This window comes from Streptococcus sp. 27098_8_22 (assembly GCF_041432415.1).
In the GTDB taxonomy this organism is placed as follows: Bacteria; Bacillota; Bacilli; order Lactobacillales; family Streptococcaceae; genus Streptococcus; species Streptococcus pseudopneumoniae_M.
The window spans coordinates 259,018-285,805 of record NZ_JAPVZP010000002.1; the positions used below are offsets into that span (position 1 = coordinate 259,018).

The 26,788-nt window shown below is 40.0% G+C and carries 24 protein-coding genes and 1 pseudogene; 2 read left to right on the forward strand and 23 right to left on the reverse strand.

Annotated elements, in window-relative coordinates; all coding sequences use genetic code 11:
* Positions 1–3: 3 nt before the first annotated feature.
* Positions 4–291, forward strand: coding sequence for a hypothetical protein (locus O3633_RS04920; RefSeq protein WP_371620586.1), 288 nt, complete (start codon positions 4–6; stop codon positions 289–291).
* Between the two features lie 105 nt (positions 292–396).
* A complete protein-coding gene (locus tag O3633_RS04925) occupies positions 397–1,029 on the forward strand; it encodes a hypothetical protein (RefSeq protein ID WP_371620587.1) in 633 nt (210 codons plus the stop codon).
* Positions 1,030–1,114: 85 nt separating this feature from the next.
* On the opposite strand, the gene dnaJ is transcribed toward O3633_RS04925, so the two are convergent.
* The 23 genes and pseudogenes from dnaJ to recJ form a co-directional block, all read right to left on the reverse strand.
* Entirely contained in the window at positions 1,115–2,251 is a 1,137-nt protein-coding gene (gene dnaJ / locus O3633_RS04930; RefSeq protein WP_001066325.1) for a molecular chaperone DnaJ, read from the reverse strand.
* Positions 2,252–2,588: 337 nt separating this feature from the next.
* Positions 2,589–3,221, reverse strand: a complete 633-nt coding sequence (locus O3633_RS04935; RefSeq protein WP_371620588.1) for a DJ-1/PfpI family protein — start codon at positions 3,219–3,221, stop codon at positions 2,589–2,591.
* A gap of 316 nt (positions 3,222–3,537) precedes the next feature.
* Entirely contained in the window at positions 3,538–5,361 is a 1,824-nt protein-coding gene (dnaK, locus tag O3633_RS04940; RefSeq protein ID WP_371620589.1) for a molecular chaperone DnaK, read from the reverse strand.
* Between the two features lie 258 nt (positions 5,362–5,619).
* A complete protein-coding gene (gene grpE, locus O3633_RS04945) occupies positions 5,620–6,135 on the reverse strand; it encodes a nucleotide exchange factor GrpE (RefSeq protein ID WP_045763635.1) in 516 nt (171 codons plus the stop codon).
* Positions 6,136–6,161: 26 nt separating this feature from the next.
* Positions 6,162–7,196, reverse strand: a complete 1,035-nt coding sequence (hrcA, locus tag O3633_RS04950; RefSeq protein ID WP_371620590.1) for a heat-inducible transcriptional repressor HrcA — start codon at positions 7,194–7,196, stop codon at positions 6,162–6,164.
* Positions 7,197–7,357: 161 nt separating this feature from the next.
* Positions 7,358–7,870, reverse strand: coding sequence for a DUF2812 domain-containing protein (locus O3633_RS04955; RefSeq protein WP_371620591.1), 513 nt, complete (start codon positions 7,868–7,870; stop codon positions 7,358–7,360).
* Between the two features lie 21 nt (positions 7,871–7,891).
* Positions 7,892–8,467 carry a DUF2812 domain-containing protein gene (locus O3633_RS04960; RefSeq protein ID WP_371620592.1) on the reverse strand — a complete coding sequence of 192 codons (576 nt, stop codon included), beginning with the start codon at positions 8,465–8,467 and terminating at the stop codon, positions 7,892–7,894.
* Entirely contained in the window at positions 8,467–8,787 is a 321-nt protein-coding gene (locus O3633_RS04965; RefSeq protein WP_049508281.1) for a PadR family transcriptional regulator, read from the reverse strand. The genes O3633_RS04960 and O3633_RS04965 overlap by 1 nt, the downstream gene beginning before the upstream one ends.
* 119 nt (positions 8,788–8,906) lie before the next feature.
* Positions 8,907–10,253 (reverse strand): type I glutamate--ammonia ligase, encoded by a 1,347-nt coding sequence (gene glnA, locus O3633_RS04970; RefSeq protein WP_371620593.1) that lies wholly within the window; start codon positions 10,251–10,253, stop codon positions 8,907–8,909.
* Positions 10,254–10,288: 35 nt separating this feature from the next.
* Positions 10,289–10,645 carry a transcriptional repressor GlnR gene (gene glnR / locus O3633_RS04975; protein ID WP_000659543.1) on the reverse strand — a complete coding sequence of 119 codons (357 nt, stop codon included), beginning with the start codon at positions 10,643–10,645 and terminating at the stop codon, positions 10,289–10,291.
* A gap of 40 nt (positions 10,646–10,685) precedes the next feature.
* Entirely contained in the window at positions 10,686–11,249 is a 564-nt protein-coding gene (locus tag O3633_RS04980) for an FUSC family protein (protein ID WP_371620621.1), read from the reverse strand.
* Between the two features lie 127 nt (positions 11,250–11,376).
* The gene (gene mraY, locus O3633_RS04985; protein ID WP_371620594.1) at positions 11,377–12,357 is read right to left on the reverse strand and encodes a phospho-N-acetylmuramoyl-pentapeptide-transferase; all 981 of its coding nucleotides are present in this window, start codon (positions 12,355–12,357) and stop codon (positions 11,377–11,379) included.
* A 1-nt stretch (position 12,358) separates the two neighbouring features.
* On the reverse strand, positions 12,359–14,614 hold the full coding sequence (gene pbp2x, locus O3633_RS04990; protein ID WP_371620595.1) for a penicillin-binding protein PBP2X: 2,256 nt from the start codon (positions 14,612–14,614) through the stop codon (positions 12,359–12,361).
* Between the two features lie 3 nt (positions 14,615–14,617).
* Positions 14,618–14,935 (reverse strand): cell division protein FtsL, encoded by a 318-nt coding sequence (ftsL, locus tag O3633_RS04995; RefSeq protein ID WP_006144939.1) that lies wholly within the window; start codon positions 14,933–14,935, stop codon positions 14,618–14,620.
* Between the two features lie 9 nt (positions 14,936–14,944).
* A complete protein-coding gene (gene rsmH / locus O3633_RS05000) occupies positions 14,945–15,895 on the reverse strand; it encodes a 16S rRNA (cytosine(1402)-N(4))-methyltransferase RsmH (RefSeq protein WP_000159438.1) in 951 nt (316 codons plus the stop codon).
* A gap of 74 nt (positions 15,896–15,969) precedes the next feature.
* The gene (uvrC, locus tag O3633_RS05005) at positions 15,970–17,790 is read right to left on the reverse strand and encodes an excinuclease ABC subunit UvrC (RefSeq protein ID WP_371620596.1); all 1,821 of its coding nucleotides are present in this window, start codon (positions 17,788–17,790) and stop codon (positions 15,970–15,972) included.
* Positions 17,791–17,860: 70 nt separating this feature from the next.
* Positions 17,861–18,562 (reverse strand): M57 family metalloprotease, encoded by a 702-nt coding sequence (locus O3633_RS05010; protein WP_371620597.1) that lies wholly within the window; start codon positions 18,560–18,562, stop codon positions 17,861–17,863.
* Positions 18,563–18,681: 119 nt separating this feature from the next.
* A pseudogene (locus O3633_RS05015) lies at positions 18,682–19,848 on the reverse strand (peptidoglycan bridge formation glycyltransferase FemA/FemB family protein).
* Positions 19,849–19,852: 4 nt separating this feature from the next.
* Positions 19,853–21,073, reverse strand: a complete 1,221-nt coding sequence (murM, locus tag O3633_RS05020) for a peptidoglycan bridge formation alanyltransferase MurM (protein ID WP_371620598.1) — start codon at positions 21,071–21,073, stop codon at positions 19,853–19,855.
* Between the two features lie 117 nt (positions 21,074–21,190).
* Positions 21,191–21,970, reverse strand: coding sequence for an alpha/beta hydrolase (locus O3633_RS05025; RefSeq protein ID WP_371620599.1), 780 nt, complete (start codon positions 21,968–21,970; stop codon positions 21,191–21,193).
* Positions 21,971–22,040: 70 nt separating this feature from the next.
* Positions 22,041–23,702 carry a ribonuclease J gene (locus O3633_RS05030; protein WP_371620600.1) on the reverse strand — a complete coding sequence of 554 codons (1,662 nt, stop codon included), beginning with the start codon at positions 23,700–23,702 and terminating at the stop codon, positions 22,041–22,043.
* Positions 23,703–23,932: 230 nt separating this feature from the next.
* Positions 23,933–24,217, reverse strand: coding sequence for a DUF2695 domain-containing protein (locus tag O3633_RS05035; protein WP_371620601.1), 285 nt, complete (start codon positions 24,215–24,217; stop codon positions 23,933–23,935).
* 272 nt (positions 24,218–24,489) lie between these two features.
* Positions 24,490–26,715 carry a single-stranded-DNA-specific exonuclease RecJ gene (recJ, locus tag O3633_RS05040; protein WP_371620622.1) on the reverse strand — a complete coding sequence of 742 codons (2,226 nt, stop codon included), beginning with the start codon at positions 26,713–26,715 and terminating at the stop codon, positions 24,490–24,492.
* Between the last annotated feature and the right edge of the window lie 73 nt (positions 26,716–26,788).

Consider the following 26,788-nt stretch of genomic DNA (forward strand, 5'->3'; position numbering starts at 1 on the left):
ACTATGAAACTATCAAATTTACTACTTTTTGCAGGCTCTGCAGTCGGTTCATACCTCCTCGTTAAGAATCGCCAAGCTATCACTGAAGAAGTTTTAGATACTACTGATCGCGTTGAAGCCATTAAGGATGACTTGGATATCATCCAAGATAGCCTGCAAATTATCGACCAACAAAAAGAACTCATCAAGGAATATCAAAAAGATTTGACCTATAAGTTTAAAGTCCTGGAAAAAGATGTTCAAACGAGACTTGCTGTACTAAAAGAAATGCAGAAAACTGAAGAAAACTAATGTAAAGAAAATCTCCAACTTTCCTTATTCCCCTTTAAATCCATTTGGGTTAGCAGATCTTAATAGACAAGGGAGGGCATGAAAATGAAATAGTTTTTTAAAGTTTTGACGCGGATCATCCTGATTATTTGTGGTGGCCTCTGCCTTCTTGCAGCCCTGGCATTTCTAATACTGGCCAATCTGTTCAAGGCCTCACCGAGTGACATCCGAGAAAGAAATGAAGCCTTAAAACAAATCTTTATCTCCCTTGACCTGCCTCCTGAAAAAGTAGAATCAAATGGAAGCTATCAATTCGAGGGTGGGGGCTTAGATTTTTATGTGATTTTCTCTGATGATGTCGTCAATAGCCACCCAGTCCTAAAAGAAAGCCCAAACCTTACTAAAAACCGACTCAAAGTCTATGCCTTAAACACAGAAGAGATTTCCTACTATTCAGTAGAAGACAACTTATTCAATCATGGTTTATTCCAATTTTTAGAGGAGGAAAGCAGGAAATATTTCCAAGAAATCGGAAAGAAATCAAATCCTTCTTACTTTATTCTCTCTTGGAGGAATCCAGAAAGCATGAAAAAGGGAATCGCATTCTATGAAAAAGCTTTAACTTTGGTGGATATTCAGGATAATTCGGCGATTAAGCGCATTGATACCGTCACCGTTAAGCCTGGCAAGGAAGCAGAACTCAAGCAACTCATTCAGGACATGAATGAGGCTGGCTTGCTAACTCAAAAATATCAATAGTAAACCAGTGGGAGATTCTTTCTCCCATGCTAAAAGTCTAAAGATTGCACGAAAAAGAGCCCGAAGGCTCTTTTTACTTTATGCTTTATTCTCCTTCAAAGGCATCCTTAATATGGTCAAAGAAGCCTTTTTTCTTTGGATTGACTTTTAGATCACCTGCAGCTGCAAATTCTTTCAAGGCTGCTTTTTGTCGTTCGTTCAAGCCTGTTGGAGTCACGACATTGACAGTAACGTATTGGTCACCAAGGGCACCACCACGAAGGCTAGGCGCACCTTTACCACGTAGACGGAATCGTTTACCAGTCTGAGTTCCTTCTGGAATGACTAATTCTACATCACCATGAACTGTAGGGATGTCTACTGTATCACCAAGTGCTGCTTGAACAAAATTGAGGTTCAAATTGTAGAAGATAGTGGTTCCTTCACGTTCAAACTTATCACTAGCTTCAACTGAAACCACCACGTACAAGTCACCATATGGTCCACCGTTAAATCCTGCTTCACCTTGACCAGCTAGGCGGATCTGTTGACCTGTTTCCACACCAGCAGGGATTTTTACGTGTACACTATGGGCTTGTTTTTCATGACCAGTTCCATGACAGGTTGTACATGGATCTTTGATTTCTTGACCACGGCCATGACAGACATCACAGGTTACTTGGCGACGCATCATGCCGAGAGGTGTTTGGGTATCAACATTGATCACACCTGAACCATGACAGCGTCCACAAGTAACTGGACTTGTTCCAGGTTTAGCACCAGACCCATTACAAGTACGACAGCTTGCTTCACGATTATATTTGACTTCCTTTTCTGTACCAAAAATAGCTTCTTCAAAAGTCAAATGAACGCGATACTGGAGGTCGTCACCTTGACGAGGGGCGTTTGGATTACGTGATGCACCGCCACCACCAAAGAAGCTTGAGAAGATATCTTCAAATCCGCCAAAGCCACCTGCTCCGTCGAAGCCTCCGAAACCGCCAGCACCACCAAAACCACCATTGGCACCAGCAGCACCATATTGGTCATAGGCAGCACGTTTCTGTTCATCGCTCAAAGTTTCATAAGCTTCTTGAACTTCCTTGTACTTGTCCTCAGCACCAGGATCCTTGTTGATATCTGGGTGATATTTTTTAGATAATTTCCGATAGGCTCTCTTGATCTCATCTTGAGATGCATTTTTCGAAACGCCCAAACGGTCGTAAAATTCAGTATTGTTCATAATTCAAGATACAAAGGGCGTTAAACGGGCACAGCCAAAATAGGAGTTTTGACGACGGACGCTTGCGTCCTAGAAAAAACTATCTTTTTGGCACAGTCCGTAGCCCGTGTTCAATTCCCTGAACACACTTGTTCCTTTCTATTGTTATGGAGTAAAAAACTTCAGAACTCGGGTTCAATTCCCCGAACACTCTTTGTCCTTTCTATTGATGTTGTAAATCAAACCTCGATGTAGGTCGGGTTCAATTCCTTTCTTTTATATTGAGTAAGAAACTTCAGAGCTCGGCTACAATTTCCCAAACACTCTTTGTTCCTTTCTATAAATTTCATGTAAATCTTTAGAGGGTGTTTTCTATACTTCGCTTCACTTGATCAAACTCTTCATCTGATAGAGTAAATATCAAATCCTCTTCAGAGTACTCGTTTTTTTCTTTAAAATAGTTGTCCGTATTCTCTGCCAACCCTAGACTTAGAATCACTTTCCTTGCAAACTCTTGATGTGCGAATCCTATAGCCGTAATGATCTGTTTATCTTGCACAAGAACTTTCGGTTGAAAATTCTCACGAGGAAGAAATTCAAAATAGTCAAAGAAGTTTTGCCAAATTCCACCTGTAAATTTCGTGTCCTTCAACAAGCCTGCTTTGGCTAATAAAAGGGGGGCTGAAGAAATGGCTGCAATTAAGACATCTTGCTCACCAAGCCCCCTTAAAAACGAAATCAATTTCTCATCCTGTAGAGCAGGTCCAATGTTAACCATTCCTGGCAAAATCACACAAGAATACTCTTCTATACGGATTTGATCCAATGTTTTGGTCGGTTGACAGGGTAAGCCATCCTCAGATATAACTATCGAATGTTCTGAAGCCACATAATCAATTGTTACGTCAAAAGACAGGGCTAAAGTACTTGTTAAAGCGGTTATCTCATAAAGAGAAAAATTAGGATAAATGATACAAAGTACTTTTTTCATACGCAACATCCTCTATTTTACCGAAAAACAGAGGCTGGGTTGCAACCTCTGGATTTCTTCTTATCATTATTAACATTCTTAACGAGTTAGGCTTAACTGAGTTTCGGCTAGAAACTTCGGAAAAAAGATAAGCCATCTTTTGTGCATCGCACAAGGCGATGGCTTCATATTTTTCTTTCGTTTTCTTAACACCTCAACATCTTACCGAACTGAGCACGCCCTAACCTCTTGGTGAAAAAGACAAATCTTTCTAGAAACTAAAGTTTCTGCGTCAGATTTCCTATTTTCACTGTGAGGTTTTAACGGGCTTTGCATCTTATTTTTCCGTAAACTCTCCGTCTACGACGTCATCGGCTGCGTTTCCTGTTGCTTGTGCGCCTTCTGCTCCTGCTTGAGCTTGTTGCGCTGCTGCGGCTTGTTCGTAGAGTTTAACCGCAAGTCCTTGAGCTTTTTCGTTCAATGCTTCAAGTTTTGCTTTCATGTCGTCCAAGTTGTTGTCTTCTTGAGCTTTCTTAAGATCATCAAGGGCAACTTGGGCAGCATCACGTTCTGCATCGAATCCTTTGCCTTCAGTTTCTTTGATTGTCTTTTCAGTCGCAAAGATAGCTTGGTCTACTTCGTTACGAAGATCTACTTCTTCTTTACGTTTCTTATCTGCTTCAGCGTTTGCTTCTGCATCTTTCATCATGCGGTCGATTTCTTCATCTGTCAAACCTGAGTTTGATTGGATAACAATTGTTTGTTCTTTTTGAGTTCCAAGATCTTTGGCTTTAACAGATACGATACCGTTCTTATCGATGTCAAATGTTACTTCGATTTGTGGAATACCACGAGGTGCAGCTGGGATATCTGTCAATTGGAAACGTCCAAGAGTCTTGTTATCTGCTGCCATTGGGCGTTCCCCTTGAAGAACGTGGATATCAACGGCTGGTTGGTTGTCAGCTGCAGTTGAGAAGACTTGTGATTTAGAAGTTGGAATTGTAGTGTTGCGGTCGATGAGTTTTGTAAAGACTCCACCCATTGTTTCGATACCAAGTGACAATGGTGTTACGTCAAGAAGAACAACGTCTCTAACGTCACCAGTGATCACTCCACCTTGGATCGCAGCACCCATAGCAACAACTTCATCAGGGTTTACTGATTTGTTTGGTTCTTTACCAGTTTCAGCCTTAACAGCTTCAACAACGGCAGGGATACGAGTTGAACCACCGACAAGTATCACTTCGTCGATTTCTGACAAGCTCAAACCTGCATCTGAAAGGGCTTGGCGAACTGGAACTTTTGTACGTTCTACAAGGTCACGAGTCAAATCGTCGAATTTAGCACGAGTCAAAGTCATTTCCAAGTGAAGAGGTCCAGCTTCACCAGCAGTGATAAATGGCAAGCTGATTTGAGTTGAAGTCACTCCAGAAAGGTCTTTCTTAGCTTTTTCAGCTGCGTCTTTCAAACGTTGAAGAGCCATCTTGTCGTTTGACAAGTCGATACCATTTTCTTTCTTGAATTCTGCTACTAAGTAGTCGATAATTTTTTGGTCAAAGTCGTCACCACCGAGTTTGTTATCCCCTGCAGTTGCCAATACGTCAAAGACACCATCACCCAATTCAAGAATAGATACGTCGAATGTACCACCACCAAGGTCGAATACCAAGATTTTTTCTTCTTTGTCAGTCTTGTCCAAACCGTAAGCAAGAGCTGCTGCAGTTGGTTCGTTGACGATACGTTCTACTTCAAGACCAGCGATTTTACCAGCGTCTTTAGTTGCTTGACGTTGTGCATCGTTGAAGTAAGCAGGAACTGTAATAACAGCTTTGGTTACTTTTTCACCAAGGTATTCTTCAGCGTAACCTTTCAAGTATTGAAGAATCATAGCTGAGATTTCTTGTGGAGTGTATTCTTTGCCGTTAGCAGAAACTTTTTCAGAAGTACCCATCTTAGATTTGATAGAGATGACTGTGTCTGGGTTTGTGACTGCTTGACGTTTTGCTGCGTCACCAACTATGATTTCACCGTTTTTGAATGACACTACAGATGGAGTTGTACGATTTCCTTCTGGGTTTGTGATAATTTTTGATTCAGTTCCTTCAAGAACTGCAACTGCTGAGTTTGTTGTACCTAAGTCAATACCGATAATTTTAGACATGTGTTTTTCTCCTTAAATTTTATTTTCTATTTTTCTTTTTGATATTTCCCCTTAAGTGGTGGGGACGTGAGCAACTCCCTTCGGGATTTCATCACTTATTTTTGAGCCTACTGTCTCAAAAATCCCCTGTTTCAGTAGCACAAGCTACTGAAACTTTCACCACGGTGGGAAATATCTGCTTTGCAAGCCGGAGGCTTGCCTCTTATCTTTCTTTCATAGTTTAGTGTCGTTTCGGACAAGGTTTTTAAGTTCTCTAGCCTAGTTATATACAACCACCATGGCTGGGCGTAGGATACGGTCATGTAGTTTGTAGCCTTTTTGGAAGACTTGTGCGATGGTGTCTGCTGGATGCTCATCATCAGCTGGAACTGTTTGAATAGCCATGTGGTAGTTATGGTCAAATTCTCCATCTGCTGGGATTTCTTCGATACCTTCTTCTTTCAGAGCATGTACCAAACTTTCTTGGACCATTTCCAAGCCCTTCTTCACATCATCTGTCAACCCTTCGACGGCAAGGGCACGTTCGAGGTTGTCGAGTGATGGCAAGATAGCTTTTGCCAAATCTTGACTGCGATAGCGTTGCAAGAGTTGGCGCTCTTCGTTGGCACGGCGCTGAATGTTTTGCATTTCTGCATGAGCACGAAGGTATTTATTTTCAAATTCTTCGGCACGTTCATTGGCCAAGTCCAATTCAGACTTTTCAGGAGTTGTTTCTTCAGCTGTTTCCACAACTTCCTCTTCTTTTACTTCTTCATTTTTAATATCTTGGGCCATTTTCGCCTCCTTTAATGATTTCAATCTTAATTCACTTCATAGTGATTACTGCTGAGATAGCGGTAAAAATCCGTCAACTTCATAGTCAAAACTCGATTAACTACATTGAGTTGATTGACCAATTGTTGATAATCCAGATTTACCGGACCTATAATCGCAAGAATTCCAAATCCACGATAGGGAATCAGGAACTTACTGCTAATCACTGTTAAGTCAGCAAGACAAGATTCTTGGCTATCCGCAACTCGGATGCTCTGCATCTGGTCTCCAATCAAATTCTCTCGAATTTCCAAAGCTACTTTTTGTGGATGATCAAAGAATTGATAAGTTGCTAAATTAGCGAAATTCAAAAGATTGACTTTCCCAGAAACCACGATATTTTCATTGAACATTTCTTTGAAGATATGTTCGACGAGGTCCATGACATTGTCCGTCGTTGTAAAGTAACGTTGGATAATCTGCGGAATCTCTGTCCGAATCTTGTAGTGAATATCCAAAACAGTCTGATCCAGGAAACGTTCTTGAATCATGGTCTTGAGGCGGTTCAAATCCTCCTGCAAGAAATTTCTCGGAATCAAAAACTGACTGGTAACTGTTCTAGACTCATCAAGCGTAAAAACAGCAAGAGCTGTATGTTGCCCGAGGACAACAATATCAAAAGCTGTTAGCTTCTGCCTACTTGGTTCTACATCCAGTGCTACAACCGTACAACCACTCAAGTCTGTCAAGATTCTCGTTGCCTCTTGAAGAATATCCTCAAGCTTGAAGAATTCTTGATCAAAGGCTTTTACAATCTCATAAACTTGATTTTCAGCTAAACGGTCAAAGGATAGGGAGTGTTTGACATAGTATTGAAAACCAGCCACACTCGGCATACGACCACTGGAAGTATGTGCCTTTTCAAGTAAACCTTGCTTTTCTAAAGCTGCCATATCATTTCGAATGGTAGCACTACTAGAGTTGATAGACTCTTGCAAGGCCTTAGATCCAACAGGTTCGTGCGTTTTGGTAAAGATGTCAATAATCAGATTTAAAATATTCTGCTGACGTTCTGTAACCATCTCGCTACTCCTCTCTGATAGATCTTTTTAGCACTCGTAACCTCAAAGTGCTAACTTATGATTCTATTATACACCCTTAGAAAAGAATGTCAAGACAAAAACTCAAAAAATTAGCACTCTTTTGCCAAGAGTGCTAAAAATCAGTCTGAAGACCTAGAAAATCATCTTACATTCTCAAGATATTTCTTTTTAAGTCTATAAAAACTATAGATTAGGTAAGAAATCATGAGGGCATAAAGGGCAAAAATAAGGAAGAAAGACTGAGAGAGACTTTCACGAAACAAGCTCATACAAATAACTAGACCGCCAGAGATAGAAACTGTAGATGTACGAAGTCTAGATTTCACATCAGCCCATTGAAGACGATTATCCATGAAAGATGGATCATTTAAATCTACATCACAAGTTGCTTTTCGAAAAACAGAATAAGAACACCCCTCCACAAATTCCCAGTCTCTATCCTTAACACTTTGTAACTCCGTCTCATTTTTTCTAAGGTAGCTAGTATTCCACACACGGTAAATCACATCATCTGGTTGGCATTGTTCAAAATAGAAAAAGCCAAAACGATTCGATTTAAATTTCCAACCTTTCAAATGCATCTCATGCAAATAATCTTCTACCTTATCCAAATCAAAAATGGTAAACATTCGAAATTGTACTTTGCTATTCATTGTCTAACCTCCAAAATGATTTTATTTATCAGATAATTCTTTCCACTTTTGAAACAATCTCCAAAAAATATAAGAAATCTGAATCGCAAAAACTATCAATAAAGTACAGTCTATGCTAACAATCAAAAACATTCCCCAACTGAAATAACCTCTTCCACTGAGTAACTTTGAAAAAACCGGTAGTAGCGCTGAAAAGAGAAGCAAAATAGGAAGCATCCGCATTGTTAAAATCTTCTTGACCATCGCTAACTTCCCTGCTGCGTCATTATAAATTTCAAACTCGGCATCTGACTCAACTCCAGAATAAAGCTTTCTAAAATAGGAAAAACCATTAAAGTCTGTAATATGCTCCCAGCTACAATCTTTAAATAGTTGTAAATAGGAAGCTCTCTCTGACTTTTTCATAGGATAAAAGTCCAACTGATAAACCACCTGCTCCGGTTGGCACTTTTCAAAAGTATACTTAACCGCAACTACTAAGATAGAGTAGCTTACTTCCTTAAGTTTCCAGCCCTGAGCATGCATTTCTCCGAGATAGAGAGCCTCTCTATCATAATCCGCAATGGTAGCAATTCTATAAACAACTTTCTTTTCCATCAAAGTTCCTCCCGACTGTTTCTATAGAGTCGCTCAATACGTTTCAACTCAATCTCTAAAACTTTTCGACCCAAGTCTGTTATCTGATAAATTTTACGTTTTTCCTCTTCTCGAACAAAGGAAATCAAACCATCTTTTTCCATCTTTGACAGGGTTCCATACATGGTCCCAGGACTAATGGAAACCTGTGAATCTGTCATCTCTTTAACCTTTTGCGTAATACCATAGCCGTGGTTCTCCTTTTGCAGACAAAACAGAATATAAAAACCTGTTTCAGTCATAGGAAGGTAAACCCGCCTAATCTTATCTGTTAATTCCATTTAATCAGACCTCCTATTTAGTTCGATATATCGCACCTCGTTATATAAAATATATCACAGCTCGATATAATTTGCAAGAAAAAAAGATCGTCCTCACGGACAATCTTTCTGATTTATCATTAGTAAAGATCTAGGTAATTGTCAATTTCCCATTGTGAAACGAAGGTTGCATAGCTTGCCCACTCAATTCGTTTGGCTTCAAGGAAGCTAGTGTAGATGTGTTCACCTAGAGCTGCTTTAACCACTTCGTCTTCTGTCAAGGCTTTCAAAGCGTTGTGAAGAGTTGATGGAAGGTCTGTGATGCCAGCCTCTTTACGCTCTTCTGCAGTCATGATATAGATGTTTTCTTCGATTGGCGCTGGTGCTTCGATTTTGTTTTCAATACCGTGCAAACCAACTTCCAAAAGAACGGCCATAGCGATATATGGGTTTGCCATTGGGTCTACTGAGCGCAACTCTAAACGAGTTCCCATACCGCGTGAAGCTGGTACGCGGACAAGTGGTGAACGGTTGCGACCTGCCCATGCAATATAAACAGGCGCTTCATAACCTGGAACCAAACGTTTGTATGAGTTAACGGTTGGGTTCATAATAGCTGTGTAATTGTAAGCGTGCTTGATCAAACCACCAAGGAAGTGATAAGCTGTTTCTGACAATTGCATTCCTTTTGGATCATTTGGATCAAAGAAAGCGTTGTTTCCTTCCGCGTCAAACAAGGACATATTACAATGCATACCTGATCCAGCAATACCAAATTTAGGTTTAGCCATAAAGGTTGCATACAAACCATGTTTACGAGCAATGGTTTTTACAACAAGTTTAAAGATTTGAATCTTATCACAAGCACGAAGAACTTCATCATACTTAAAGTCAATCTCATGTTGACCTACGGCAACTTCGTGGTGACTGGCTTCTACTTCAAATCCCATTTTAGTCAAGACATTTACAATTTCACGACGAGTGTTATCAGCAAGGTCTGTAGGCGCCAAATCAAAGTAACCACCCTTGTCATTCACTTCAAGAGTTGGGTCTCCATTTTCATCAAGCTTAAATAGGAAGAATTCTGGCTCTGGTCCAAGGTTGAAAGATTTGAATCCAACTTCTTCCATATGACGAAGAGCACATTTAAGATTTCCACGAGGGTCTCCTGCAAATGGTTCCCCTTCTGTTGTATAGACATCACAAATCAATCCTGCGACACTACCGTTCTCATCTCCCCAAGGAAAGACTGTCCAAGTGTCCAAGTCAGGGTATAGGTACATATCTGATTCATTGATACGAACAAACCCTTCAATAGAAGATCCATCAAACATAGCCTTGTTTGACAAGACCTTGTCTAGTTGTTCATCTGTAGCAGGAATTTCGACGTTTTTCATCGTTCCCAAAATATCTGAAAACATGAGACGGATAAAGGTTACATTTTTTTCCTTAACTTCACGACGAATATCTGCAGCTGTGATTGGCATGGTTTTTCTCCTTATATTTGACGACTTGCGGTTGCCTAACCGCGACCAAAAGGTGATTGTTGAGAAGCAAAGCGACTTTGCTGGAGAACTTCATTCCGAAGTGCTCGACGTACTTCAGTTTGACTCACTGGTTTTTTAGACTTCGCCTCACGTTCAGCATATTTTTTCTTAATGGCAGCAATGTTAAGACCTTCAGAGATATAATCTTTAATCTCAAGCAATCGATCCATATCATTCAAAGAATACATACGGCGATTACCTTCGTTGCGATCAGGTTTAATCAATTCCTGGTCTTCATAGTAACGAATTTGGCGCGCCGAAAGATCGGTCAGTTTCATAACACTACCAATAGGAAAAACTGCCATATTGCGACGAAATTCTTTTTCCTTCATGTACACTTCCTTCTTTCTGTCTATTATAGTCTAAAAAAATTCAATCGTCAATCAATAATGTTATATCTTGTGACATTATTTTGTTTTTTTTCAGTAAAATGATCCGTAAACGATCAATATCGTAATTTACAAGAATTGCAACAAAAACACCCATAAAAGTTTCAAATACACGAGCAAACACGTACAAAATAGTCTCTCCACTCGGAATTGATAAGGTAATAATCAACATAGCAGCAACTCCCCCGATAACACCTGCTTTGTTGTTCATAGCAACATTTGTCATAATGGTTAACATGGTGCAAATCGGAACAACAAGGAGGGTTACCCAGAAGGCGCCGTGAAAAAGATTATTTAAGAGAAAGAAAATCAGGGCATAAAAACCACCGATACTATTCCCTAAGATACGAGATGTCCCAAAGTGAACACTCTTATCAAAGTCTTCTCTTAAACTAAAAACTGCAGTAAGAGCTCCAATCTGAAGTCCTTTCCAACCAAAAAAACCAAAAATCATGAGAACTAAAAAAACAGCGATTCCTGTTTTAAACGTTCGCATCCCTAACTTAAACTTAGATTTATCAAATGTATACTTTTTAAAATAACTCATCATTTCAACTCTCTTTCTCCATTTTACCATAAATTTACCTATTTTTGAGATGGGGATGCAATAAACTGCTACAAATAGAAAAAGAGAAGGGCATAAATCCTTCTCTCTTATAATCAATATTCTATTTTTAGAATAAATACATGAAAGCCAAAGTCAAGAGACTAGCGAGCAAACCCACTCCCCAGAAAAAGAAGTCGACTTTCCACTCACTCCAAGGCCGACCTTTACCAGAAAAGCCCCCCAACTCAAAATGGTGGTGAACTGGTGTCATACGGAAGATACGTTTTCCTCCAGTCAACTTAAAGTAGGTGACTTGCATCATAACAGATGTTGTTTCAAAAACATACACCAGACCAATCAAAAGCAGCGTCCATTCTTGGTGCAGTGCCATGGAAATAGCCGCCAACATCCCTCCAAGGGCTAGGCTACCTACATCCCCCATGAAAACTTTAGCAGGCTTGTGGTTAAAGACAAAGAAGCCAAGAAGACCACCAATCATAGCTACAATCACTAGTAAGATATCGAGCTGATTTTGCACATAGGCAATCACTCCATAGGCAGATAGGCTAATCACCACAGAAATACTTGCCAAGCCATCGATTCCGTCAGTCAAATTAACTGCATTTGAAAAGCCAACCAACCAAAAGAGGGCAAAGAGAATATACAGAACACCTAAATGCAAGGGATAACCAAATACATTTAAGATATCTCCTCCTCTTTCATAGAAGAAATAGAAGATCACTCCTCCGACTAACTGGAGCAAGAGTTTTTGTTTAGGATTAAGTCCTTCGTTGATTTTACGGAAAACCTTGAGGAAATCATCCAAGAAACCGACCAAACCATATAAGACCAGGATAAAGAGGATCATTCCGACATTATTGGTTAATTGATTAGTCACGAGAGCAAGGACCAGACTAACTAAAACTCCTGCTATGAGAAAGACGAGTCCTCCCATTGTTGGTGTCCCAGCTTTTGCTTGGTGTTGTTTCACATCCTCATGCATCTGTTGACCGGTAATCTGTGCTTTATGGTAAAAACGGATAAAGGCTGGAATTCCTATGACTGTTAGAATAAGGGCAATCACTCCAGCAAAGATAGAAATAAGCATTCTAATCTCCTAATGTTATTTTTATTTTCTGTAAATCTTTTAAAGCTGTATTGGAACGAACACTTTGCTTTTTAACAGTTTCTCCTGTACCTTCAAACTCAACTTCAAGATTCAGCCATTTGGCAAAGGTTTCAACATTTTTCTTAGACCAGCCATATAAGTCAGGCATCTCTTCTACCTTGTCTGAAAGGAGTAAGATTTGCTGATTGGCGTCTAGATTGGTTCCTTCTGCTACAGAGCTTTCTTTGATTTTTGTTCCCGAACCGATAACAATTGGTTGTACAAGGTTACGACGGAGTTCTTCAGCTAAATCTCCAGGGCTAGAGTCCTTAATGCTAGGCATAGCATAACTAGTTGTAGTAGTTATTTGGTCTAAATTCTTAGCAGTTGATTGGAGATTTAATATATCTTTCATGGCAGAAGCTCGTTCAAGAATAGGATTAGCAAATTCTCCAAACCAAGGTGTAGAAAAGTGTTCTGGTTGTTGAACTGTGACATAGAGGATAAAATCAGGATTTTCACTTGGATTCATCGAAACTACTGAGTAGATATAGTTGGTAACCCCCTTTAAGTATCCCCCTTTTTCTTCGTCAGCAATCTGGGCAGTTCCTGATTTTACAGAAACAGTCTGACCAGGTACAGTAATTACTGGCTTATGATCATTACGATTATACATGGTCCCATAAATAGGGTCTGTACCAACCAAAATCATGTTTTCCCTAGTCAAACTAGCCGTTTCTTTAGAAACAGGATTACCCACAACTTCTTTTTGCGACTTCCGAACTGACTGATCATTTGGATCATAAAGGGCGCTAATAAACTTCGGTTCAAGCATAACCCCATCATTCGCAATGGCTGTGAAAGCACGAAGCATTTGTGTTTGAGTAACAGAAATCCCTTGACCAAAAGCACTCATGGCAATATTAACAACGTTATCTGCAGGCAGTTGTCCAGCATACTCATCAGGCATACCAAAACGGGTTGGAACTCCAAAATTGAATCGATTAAGGTATTCTAACCAAGTAGCATCCCCCATCTTTTGTTGGAGCAAGGTCATACCCACATTACTTGAGTGAGCAAACCCTTGTAAGTAAGTCATTATACTTCCAGCTGATAAGCCATCATTAACATCCCAGTCTCTGATAGTCGCATCAGCAACCTTTAATTCACTACTATTAAAATATTCGCCTCCAGGGAATGTTTTATTGTCAATAGCAGCAGCTAAGGTCATGACCTTCATGGTTGAACCAGGTTCGTAATTGCTCTGATATAAAAGGTCTCGCCAAACAAAATCCTCAGTAATACCTTCTTTTGTATCCGCATCAAAAGTTGGTCTCTGAGTTGTAGCGAGAATCTCTCCCGTCTTAGCACTAACCAAGGTCGCAGTCATATACTTGCCTTTTAGTTTTTCTTGGAAGGCATCCATTTGACTTTCCATAAAGGACTGCAAAGGACTAGATAGGGTCGTATAGACGTCTTTCCCGTTTACGGTCTGTTGGGTGACTTGTTCTGTACCAGGAACAATATTACCTAGACGGTCTTTTTCATAAGTAATAATACCATCTGTCCCTGCCAATAAACTATTTAAGGAACTCTCGATACCCGATGTCCCAATTAGACTTTTCGTGCCATCTTCATTTTCATGTAACTGTGCTAAACCAATAAAGGATGAGGCAAATTTTCCATTTGGATAACTTCGATTTGGACTAGTCGTAAAATTAATACCCTCAACCTTAGCAGATTCTAAGTCCTGTTTAATGGACATCATATTAGCATAGGTAATCCCATTTCCTTTAGCACCAAAAGAAACCTGTTTGAGATTCGGTTGAGAGAGTTGGTCTTTGACGTAAGTCTCCTCCATATCCAAGTACTTATGGAAAATTTCGGCTACCTTATTGTACTGAGATTCCTCAACATATAGAATATCTCCATTCGCAGACTTATAATCCTTATCAATGACCGCATAAACATTGTAGGAGGTTGCATCTTCTGCAATCGGAGTTCCATTACGATCATAAATGGTTCCCCTCTTAGCAGGGACTGTTCGAGTTGTTTGATGAACCTTATAAGCTTCTTTGACCAGGTCAACACCAAACTTCTTTCCCGTACCAATAATCACCGCAAAGTTAACCAAAAAAACAGCAAAGAGAATGATAGCCAAGAGACTAAGGCTTTTTCCAACTCGTCTGCGGTTTTCTAGAGGAGTTCTGCGATTCTTAATGGCAAAGTGTATTATTCTTTCTTTCCAGGTTTTCATATACTACTCCGCCGATCGGATATTTTCATTATTTAACTGCAACTCTTGCGAGTCTGCAATTCCTGTCAAGCGTTCTGATCGGATCAATTCATTAACTTCTTGCTTGGCATCATCTAGTTCGGTCTTCTTTTCTTCGATTTGATTATTAACTGTTGTTAACTCACTCTGAACTTGCAGGAGTTTTGTTTGCATATAGACAACACTTACTGCTAAGATCAGGGCTGTGATAGCAATTGAAAGGTAAAAGGCCTTTTCAACACGCGAAAATTTTTTTATACGAGCTTGTAGCAATTGGCTCGTTGTTCCTCTGTTTTCTGCCATTATTTCCTCTTACTTGTGAATTTTTCTTGCCACTCGAAGCTTGGCTGAGTGAGAACGATTATTGGCCTCCAACTCCTCCTTGCTTGGTAAAATCGGTTTGCGAGAGACTAATTCCATCTTGGGCTTAAGATCATCTGGGATGAAAGGCAAGCCTTTTGGCACTTCCACTGTTGAAGCTTCCTTGAACAATTGCTTGGTCAAGCGATCTTCCAGTGAATGAAAGGTAATGACTGAGATTCTTCCGTCCACTGCTAGTAATTCCATAGCTTGTTGGATGGACTCATCTGCAGCTCCTAATTCATCATTGACCTCAATACGGATGGCTTGGAAAATTTGCTTGGCCGGATGACCTTTTTTCTTGAGTTCCTTGGCAGGCTTAGCAGACTTGATAATCTCTGCTAATTCAGTCGTTGTCTCAATCGGTTTCAACTCACGCGCCTGTTCAATCTTCCGAGCGATCTGCTTAGAAAACTTATCTTCTCCATATTTGAAAAAGATTCGTACCAAGTCATGATAGTCATAATGATTGACAACCTCATAAGCGGTCAAACTAGCTTCCTGGTTCATCCGCATATCCAGTGGCGCATCCTTTTTATAAGAAAAACCACGCTCACGCTGATCCAACTGCGGGCTAGAAACTCCCAAGTCATAACAAATACCATCAATCTCTTCTACACCTGCTTCCTGCAAACGTAGCTGCAAATGACGGAAGTTGTCCTTGATAAAGGTGACCATCCCTTTTTCGATATAAGGCGCCAGACGTTTTTGCGCATTATCAATGGCATTCTGGTCCTGGTCAAAGGCATAGAGATGCCCCTTTTCACTTAGTTTACTTAATAAATACTCGCTATGGCCTGCTCCACCCAAGGTCGCATCAACGTAAATACCGTCAGGTTTCACATCAAGCATATCAATAGTTTCATGGAGCATGACCGTTACATGATGAAATTCTTTAGTCATATCTTATCTATTTTACCATAATTCTGACTAGCTTGCACTCGCTAAAGCAAAAACCTTTCCTTGCTACTTTATCACTAGTATTCAGCAGGAGACTCAGCAACCTGAGCTAGTTCTACACGCTCTTGGGGATTCAAGTGTTGATGAACAGCCTCTGCTACTGCTCTTGGTACCCCAACTCCGACAATCTCATCCACACTGGCTTCCTTGATTTTAGTGAGAGATTTAAAATGCTTCATAAGATTCTGCTTGCGTTTCGGACCCAGGCCTTCAATTCCATCCAATTGAGAGGAGAAGGAATTTTTAGAGCGCAGTTGACGGTGGAAGGTGATGGCAAAGCGATGGACCTCATCTTGGATGCGTTGGAGGAGGAAAAATTCCTGAGAATTACGAGACAATTCCACCACCTCAAGCGGATCTCCAAAGAGCAATTCATGGGTTTGGTGCTTATCATTTTTTTGCAGACCCGCAATAGGAATATCCAACCCCAACTCTTCTTGAATAACTTGCTTAGCAATATTTACCTGACCTTGTCCTCCATCAATAACGATTAAGTCAGGCGGTGTCAAACCATCTCGCTGGACGCGCCCATAGCGTCTGCGAACGACCTCACGCATACTAGCATAGTCATCTGGCCCAACAACTGTCTTAATCTTGTACTTGCGGTAATCCTTCTTGCTCGGTTTGCCGTTAACAAAAACTACCATGGCAGAAACTGGACTAGTCCCCATGATATTGGAGTTATCAAAGGACTCGATGCGGACTGGGGTTGGAATTTGTAGAAGTCGTCCCAGATTTTCAATAGCCCCTTGAGTCTTTTCAACTGATCTCTCTAACAGATTAAACTTCTGCTCTAGACTAACACGCGCATTTTTGATAGCCAGATTAACCAGTTGTTTTTTCTCCCCACGTTGGGGTTTGAGAATTTTGGTATCCACCAAGGCCTTAACGGCCTCTTCATCAATATCCTGAGGAATCAAAATCTCATTGGGAACCAGATGAGATTTTTCTTGATAAAATTGTCCCACATAGGTCAAGAAATCCTCATCTGGATCATTGTAGTAAGGAAAGAGATTGACATCGCGTTCAATCAACTTGCCCTGACGGACAAAGAAGACCTGAACACACATCCAACCCTTATCCACATAATAACCAAATACGTCACGGTTTTGGAGGTCCTTGGCCATGACTCTTTGTTTGGTCCGAAGGGTACCAATAGCCTGAATCAAATCTCGATATTCCGCCGCACGTTCAAATTCCATACTCTGGACCGCCAAGTTCATCTTGCTTTTGAGATCATCAATGATTTTGTCATCCTGACCCTTTAGAAAATCAGAGACTTCTTGAGCCATGGCTTTGAAATAAGCCTCGTCTTTCTTACAGATAGTGTGAGCCACGCACTGGCCAATATGGTAATAAAAACAGACCTTTGATGGTGGATTGGTACACTTGCGAAATGGGAAAATCCGATCCAGAAGTCTCTTGATTTCATTAGCTGCCCCCACATCAGGATAGGGACCAAAGTATAATCCACCATCTTTTTTGACCTGACGAGTAATAATCAAGCGAGGATAGCGCTCATTGGTAATTTTGATGAAAGGATAGGACTTATCGTCCTTGAGCATAATATTGTACTTGGGCTTGTTTTCCTTGATCAGGTTAATTTCTAAAAGAAGCGCCTCAATATTGGACTCCGTGACAATAAACTCAAAATCTACAATCTCAGACACCAAGGCTTCTGTCTTGGTATCATGACTCCCACGAAAATAGGACCTCACGCGATTACGCAGATTTTTAGCCTTTCCTACATAGATAATCGTGCCGTTTTTATCCTTGTGAATGTAACAACCAGGGCTGGTCGGCAAGAGCTCCAGTTTTGATTTAATCAAGTTATTCATAGTTCCATTATAGCAAAAAGCTCCCCTCATTGCTTACATCAGGGAGCTCTATTTTTCGTTTAAAAATCACTTATTCTCCAGACTCATATAGTTCTTGAACTGCTTGAACATCTTGAGCCTGAATACCATAATAAGAACCTGCTGGTTGCATGACTGACACTTCATTAGTATGTTCCAAGCCAATGGCATGTCCTAGCTCATGCTCGGCTGTATGCAAGATGCGATCATAGGTATAGCCATAGTTTGGATTAGATAAATAATAATGATTCAAACGAACGGTCACTGAAGTGAATTGTTTGGTAAGGAGATTCGTCTGACTCTCCGCCTCACCGGCAACAGATGTGGAACCATTATTCATTTCAGTCGCAAAAATAGTTGCTTGGTCAGGTTCTGTCACAACTACAAAATTAAAAGCACCGGTCTGATTCCAATTGGTAATAGCCTCAACATAAGCCTTTTGAAAGGTTGCATCCATTTGGGGATCAATATAAATTGTTGCCTGCGCTTGAGGCCATTTTACTCCTGAATCTTGATGATGATCAGTCTGAGACAAGCCTTGCAACTTACCAGTTTCTTGCCATTGATGCCAACCTGCTTGACCAACTTGAACAAGTTTCCCCGCTTGATTGAAGACACCAGATAAATCTCCCGTCACATACCAGAGAATCCCTAAAGCAATGAGAATTAAGACTACAAGAGTCCACACAAGGCGCCAGAACATGCGCCAAATCCCTAGTAACAATCGACATAGAACACGTATAATCCAGAACATGATTTCCCGCCTTTCTAAAAAAATAAGAATCTATCTTTTAGCCAAGGTTTCCCATTCTAAAGATAGATTTCTTATTTTACTCGAGTAAGCTGAAAGAAAACTAAAACCACTTTGTTCACTTATCTTCCGATTATTTTTTTCAAAAATTGTAAACACTTAAACTTGATTGGATTTGGATAATATCGGAAAGTTCCTGCCTTTCTCACAATATAACCATTAAAGTTCTGCTTAAATCGTAATACGCCATCACTTCCATCAAAAATCCCTTGAATACCCAGAAAATTGTATTTGCCAATTTTTCTTTCCAGAGCCTGCTTCATTGCATGATATTGAAGCAAAAACGGAGCAGAAAACTTCTGATACTCTGTAAATGAGCCTCCAAACAAATATGCTACTTCCGTATTTGTGTAAATGATTAAAGCACAAGCTAAAGCAATGTTGTCAGATTCACTATCCAAGTTCCTCAAAAGATCTTTTTTCTTTTGTAAAGCTTGATATTGCTGTTTAAATTGCTTTGACCTTTCATCAAGACCAGCCTGCTTCACATCGAGAGCTTCGATTGATTTTTTAGGATTCACTTCAGCAATTAGAAAAGCCGCCTTGTCCTCAAAAGCATCATACAATTTACAGTAATAATCTAAATTCTTATCCTTAAACCCTTGTATTTTTCCTGTTTCTTCAATAATTTGTTTGAATTTCGAAATTTCATTTCGTTCTATATTTCTTACAATCAGATTAAAATCATATGCTGATTGAATATTTCGAATACTGTTTTTATTAAAGGATTTCAGCAAAGATTTCTCATCGTAACCCTCCAAATCTTTGATAAAATGCCAAAAAATTTCGCCATTAGGATAACCGGTTGGCAAACCATCAAATTGGTAGCCTAAATTACACAAATCTTGGATAATACTTTTTCTTCTTCATCTATTGGCTTCCCATCACTGTCAAAAGCTTGACAGGTCTCATAGGGTTTTACAAGCAACTCTAATACACCATTTTGCTTGGCATATTCTTTTAACTCCGCATAAAAAACTGGAAGGGCATCTTGTTGGGTATAAAACGGCCCCGAATTGAGCTCCATATGCAGACCACCTAGCATAGGCAAGCTATAAACCAGAGCTGCAACTTGAATTTCTCCTTCTTGTTTTAAAGCAAGATAAACAATTTGAGCTCCTCTTTTTTCTATCAAATCACCCATCTGGACAGATTGCATAAAGGAACGAGAAGAAACCTGATTAGAAGTAAGTACGAAACTCTTCTTTCGTGAGTGTAATTAGTGCCATGTACTTACTTTCTATGTTTTTTTCTTAATGTTTTACGGAAATCAAGAGCAAGTCTTAACAGAGGATAGAGAGGATGGGTAGGCATTGTAAATTCACCCAAGTATTCTTCGATCGTTGGATTAAAATTAGTTTTAAAACGATAGAGTCCACCATCTAAAGCATTCTCGACGCCTCCTAAATTTTGCCATAAAATGCCACGTTCAAAGGAATATCGAGCTGTCTCATACCAAGTCAAAATAGGGGCTTTATATCGTTTAAAATCTTCATCCATTCCTGCGTATAGATTGACAGAAGTTTGTCCGAATTCTAAAGTCAGGGTAGCCGCTAAAGGAACTCTCGCTTGACCTGCATCTATATATTCCTGCAAGAAGGTCAATTCCTCTAACAAACGTTCTTTTTCCTTCTTCTGCGCTTCTACTTTTGAAGTGCGAGTCGACTCAGTAAAGGTCTCTTCCAAGGCTCTGTTTTTCGCTAACTGTTCTTCTAATTCTTGCGAACGTTTAGAGACATTCAAGGTTGCCAAGGTGATGTAGGCCTTGTCCTTAAAATTATCTAACAACTTTTTATAATAGGCTTCATTCCTCAAATGAATCTCTTTTCGCTTCTCGGTTTTTTTCATCAAAAAGGAAAAAGACTCCAATAATTCAGTTCCACCAAATTGAATCTCTACCCCCTTATTCCGTGCTGTTCGAATAGCCTGTTTTGTTGACTTGGAAAGTTTATCTTCTTCAAAATTTTCCTTGTATATTTTCGCCTGAATACGAGGTTGAATGGTGTCCCCCATTTCCTCTGTTTTTCCTGACCACTTTACTCCCATTTGTTGCAAACTATCAATAATAGCCAAATTTTCAGGATATTCTGTCTTTTCCTGATTGATTAAACTTTGAGATAGGCAAATACTTGGGTCAAAAGTCACAAAAACCGCTCTCTTACTGCGAGCATAAGACTTAATAGACTGCAGGACAAACTTTAAAAGTTCTGTATCCCTATAATCCAATATGGGACCTCTTGGAATATAAAACATTTTATACCCCAAAGGCAGAGACTTAATGAGAATACTAGCCACAGCCAGTAATGTTTTCCCTTCATAAACACCAAGTCTCTCATGATTCCAATCAGATTTCACTTTTTCCCAAGCACTACTTTGTAATAGATTAACCATGGGATGTTCTTTTACAAAATCATCATACTCTGATAATGGTATCCCAAGCTGATAACGATACATATTTTTCTCTCTTTCAACTAGTTTCTCTCTACTATTTTACTATTTCCGATTAAAAAGTCTAGTGAAAATTGTTTTTTAGCCAATAATAACTATAAATGGTAGTTTATTTATAAAAAACTAGCTCAATCTCTCTTCCAATTTGAAATCAATCGGCAGTGTAGCCAAAAAACGTTCCAATTGTTTTTCCCAGTAATACCATTCATGGGCACCTGGACTATGACTATAGGTTACATTAAAACCTAGATTTTTGAGATTTTTAACTGCTAGATTATTAGCAGAATAAAGATAATCTTGTTCGCCACACCAAACCCAAAGCTTGGTCTTCTTATCTGACTTTTCAGCTAGGCTTTCCAGTGAATATGGACTACTTTCCCAATTTTTAATCTCACCAAAAATACCTTGCCAATATGTCCGATTCCCTAAATCTTGATTTTCTGGAGAAAACTCCTGAAAACTAAGGGCACCAGAAAAACTAGCTGCATAGGAGAAACTGTTAGTTGACAGAGCTAATTTGAAGGAACCATAACCGCCCATAGATAGTCCAGCAATAAAAGTCTTTTCACGTTTACTAGTCATGTTAGGGAAAAAGCGCTTCATGACTTTAGGTAACTCTTCTGATAAGGCAGTATAGTAGTTAAATCCATATTGGGTGTCGGTATACCAACCGTTACTTGTATTAGGCATGACAACAATCAGATTGGTCCCTCGCACCAAGCGCTCTACATTGGTACGTTTGAGCCAACTATTATGGTTGCCAGACATCCCATGTAAGAGATAGAGGACAGGAATATCTGTGCAATCCGGGTCTGTTACCCTAGAGCCATCAGGGTACAGAACATTGACTCCCCATTCCATATCCAAAACTTCTGAGTAGTACTCAATCTTCATTACTGCCATTATTTTCTCCTTTTAGGTTTAAGATAAGAAAAAGCCGAAATTCGACTTTTTCTAGATCTTTATTTAATTATTATTTTGCTTCCATAACTACTGGTAAGATGGCTGGACGACGCTTAGTTTGATCAAAGAGGAACTTGGACAAACTGTCTCGAACTTTACCTTTGAGTTCTGCCCAATCAAACTCTTCACCTTGTAGATAGTCTTCAACTGTTTGGTTAATCAGCTCTGAGCTCTCACGCAAGATGTCACGACTCTTCTTGAGATAAACAAATCCACGTGTGTGCACTCGTGCCTTGGCAATGATTCTCTTCTCACGACGGTTAACTGTAATCGCAACGATAAAGATTCCATCCTCCGACAAGACCTTACGGTCACGAAGAACAACATTTCCGACATCTCCAATAGCATTTCCATCAATCAGAATATCTCCCGCAGTGATAGCACCTGACGGAACAAAGTCACCATGTTCATAGGACATAGTACTTCCTTTTTTGGGAATGAAAATATGCTCTGGCAACATGCCCACTGCCATTGCCGCTCTAGCGTGAGCATCCAATTCACGATACTCTCCTTGAATAGGGAAGAGATATTGTGGTCTCAAAAGATTGATCATCAACTGTAAATCACGAGCATTTCCATGTCCTGATACACGTAGGCTTGATGTAATGAGTCGAACAATACCTCCTGCTTGGTAGACCATATTTTCTACACGTGCCATAACCGCTTCCTTGGCGATTGATGGTGTTGTAACGATATAAACTAGGTCACCTTCTTTGATTTCAACATAACGGTGACGACCGATAGACATCTTGCGTAGGCCGTTAATTGGTTCACCCATACGTCCAGTTTCAAGTATAATTAATTCGTGATCTTCAAAACGAGACATATCTTTTGGCTTAATCAAAAGATTTTCACTTGCTAAAGACAATTTTTTCAGACGAATAGCTGTACGGACGATATTTTCAATATCAAATCCTGTCAAGACAACACGGCGTCCTGTCTCCGCGGCTGCATCAAAAACCTGCTGAATGCGAGAAAGGTTACTTGCAACTGCAGCAACGATGATGCGTCCATCCCAGTCAGAGATGGTTTGCGTGATTTCTACACCAACTTCATTTTCACTGGCTACTTGGATATTGCTATCTGCATTGGCAGAATCACTTAGAAGAGCCAGGACTCCTTCACGACCAATTTCGGCTAAACGTCCAAAGTCAGTGGCATATGATTCACTAGCTGTTTGGTCAAACTTGAAATCTCCTGTATAGACGATGTTACCTTCAGATGTTTTCAAGACCACACCCAAACTTTCTGGGATAGAGTGGGTTGTACGGAAAAAGGACACTATCGTTCCACCAAAATCAATCTCTGTATTTTCATCAATCACATGGAAATCATCAAATTTCTTGACGCTGTCATTTCCCTTAACAAAGAGTTTGGCAAGTTCGATGGTCAGCTCTGAGCCAAATACAGGAACCTTAGCTTCTGCCAAGAGATAAGGAAGGGCGCCAATCGCATCCGCATGCCCGTGTGTTAAGAAAACCCCAGCAATACGGTCGCTATTTTCAAACAAATAGTCCATATTTGGAATAACGACATCGACACCCAACTGTTCATTTTCAGGATATTTCAAACCTGCGTCCAATACAAAAATCGAGTCGTTAATTTCTGCGATGTACATGTTCTTACCATTTTCACGTACACCCCCAAGTGTTGTCAATTTAATAGTATTCATTTTTCCTCCGAATAGTCACTTCAACTGTTTGTAGAGCTTTAAATGCTCTCTTTTTCTGAAAGTCCAATTCACTTTCAGCCGAATCTTTTCCATTTATTATACCATTTTTTTACTAATTTTCAAAATGAATCTCACAGATAATCACACTTCAACTACCTCTTTCCGTTCAATAACGGACAAAGCAGCACTAATAAGAGGGGCAAATGAGACAATTGGTGCTCCCATCCTATCTAATCTTCAAATAAGTCAGCAACATTATAAAGCACTTCGCAGTCACAGTAGGCTCCATTTGCTTCTAAAAATCCCAAAATCACTTCAACTTCTAAATCACGCCCTTTTAGAAAGGACCTAGTCAAGGTAAAATCAGCAGGACAAGTCAGCGACTCTAACTCCTGATCCAAAAAATCAAACAAATCTAAAAAAATCTCCCTTGTTATCGGTAAACTAGCTTCAAATTCTTTCTTCTGTTGCTGCTTATACTCTGCCAGTAATTTCTTTTTCTTCTCTTTATCCATTTTCTACTCCGACTAACTTCTCTGGTACTTTTGATACTAATACTCAATGAAAATCAAAGAGCAAACTAGGAAGCTAGCCGCAGGTTGCTCAAAGCACCGCTTTGAGGTTGCAGATAAAGCTGACGTGGTTTGAAGAGATTTTTGAAGAGTATAACTTTCTTCAACAAGGTTCAACAGTCCTTCACTCCTCTCATTATAGCACTAAATTCCTTTCATTGATGTAGTTTTTGATAGCAAACAAAAAAGAGTCAGCAAGCCAACTCTTTCGATCTCTATTCACTTTTTTCCATCAAGAAATCATAGATTTCCTGGACTGTTCCAAGCGCCATAATCTCTTGCTCTTTGACAGTTTGTTTTAGCTTTTGATAAATCTGACTTTCAGCTATATCACGCTTTTCAGCCTCTTTATTCACCCTCATGACTCCATTTTCAATGGTCACAAAGCCAAGCTCTTCAAATATCTGAATCATTTTGACTAATAGGATTTGCTCAATCTTGAGAAAGGCTGCCAAATCCTTGAGTTTATAGCGAATGTCAAACTCTGGGAACTGATAGATGGTTTTATACAATTTTGCAAACTGCTCTCTTGTGCCATAGCCCGTCAAGTAGTAAGCCTTAGCTATATCATTTTTAAAGTAAATAGCTGAAAATTCCTGTTCCTGAAAGATTTTCTTAATAAGGGATATATCCTCAGGGATATTCTTCACGACAATAGCTGAACAAGAGGTCACATCAGGTAACTCTTGCGTAAAGTCCAAAACGGCTACCCCTTCTGGCAACAGGGCATTCTTACCACGGATGTTAAAGAGCTGGACACCTTCTACACGGGCATCAACCATCATCAACTGCAAGGTTGTTTGTCCATTCCATTGGTTGACAGAGAGAGTCACTGCTAGTTCCAGTTGCTTGGTCTGTGAGAATTCAGTCGCCCATTTCCCTTGACCAAAAGCGACTACCTCAAAACTGGCCTCACCTTTTGAAATTTTCAGCTTGAGATGAGCATTCCCAGCTCCCATAACGCGAGCATTTTCAACTTGAAAATCTCGAATGTAGAAGACAGGCTTTTGGTTATCCATCCCAAAAGGAGCTAGACGTTCAAAACTTTTCACCGTCTCCAAACTCAAGGCCTCTAAGTCCAGTTCTTCGTCTAAAAATAGATTGTTTTTACCTTGGGCATCTGCACCTTTTTCTCGGATATAGGCTTCCAAAACATCAGACAAGACTTCCAACTTTTCCACTTCAAGGGTCATACCTGCAGCACCTGCGTGACCACCAAAGGCGATAAACAGTTCTCGATGTGGGTCCAAGGCTTCAAAGATATCGACTGCTTCTATACTTCGAGCACTCCCCTTGGCGCGTCCATCTTCGATATTCAAGACAACAACCGTCTGGCCTAATTCTTCAAGCAAGCGTCCAGCTACAATTCCAAGAACTCCTGGATTCCAGCCTTCTTTAGCCAAAACTTGAACACTTTTATCAGGATCCACCATGCCCTTGGCTTCATCGTAAATAGACTGAACAATTTCCTTACGTTCTTCATTCTTTTGATGAATCAAAAGAGCGATTTCATGCACTTTCTCATCGTCAAATCCAGTCAACAAATCAATAGCTGGATTGGGATCATCCAAACGTCCTAGAGCATTTAAACGCGGTGCTAACTGAAAACCAACTGTCTCTTCTGTCACATCACTACTCGAAATCCCAGCGATTTCAAACATTTCTTGTAGACCCATTCGCTGAGTATTGCGCAAGACTTCAAGACCATACTGGACCATGATACGATTTTCGTCCGTCAAGCTGACCATGTCGGCAATTGTACCGATAGCAACCAAGTCTAGCAATTCAACCTGTACTTCTTCCAAAAGGGCACAAGCCAACTTAAATGCGACACCACAACCCGCCAAATGCTCGAAAGGATAGTCAGCCCCTGGATGTTCAGGATGGATAATAGCATAGGCATCTGGTAAATCCTCAGGCATAGAATGGTGGTCGGTCACAATGACGTCCACTCCCATATACTGGGCCAAATCAATGGCTTCATGCCCCGCCACACCATTGTCCACCGTCACAATCAAAGAAACACCCTGCTGTTCAATGAAATATTTGTAGACACTAGCATTTGGACCATAACCATCCGTAAAGCGATTGGGAAGATAAACCAGGCACTCAGCGCCTAACTGTTCTAAACTTTCCTTAACAATGGAAGCCGAAGTCATCCCATCCGCATCGTAGTCCCCGTAAATGAGAATCAGTTCCCCTTGCTCAATAGCATGGCGAATTCGCTCCACTGCCTTTTCCATATCATTTAAAAGGTAGGGATCATGCAATTCCTCCAAAGAAGGTTCTAAAAATTTTTTTAGACTAGTTTCATCCTTGATGCCTCGTTCAAATAACAAACGAGCTACTTCAGGGCCCAAACCAGCTTTCTTAGCTATCTTTGTAAAATCCGCATCCTCAACTTGCGGAGCGAATTGCCAATTATAAGTAGGAATTATCAAAAAAATCATCCACTCTTTCTTACGATTCTATCTCTTTATTATAACATGATTTCCAGTTTTTCTCTTGATTTTC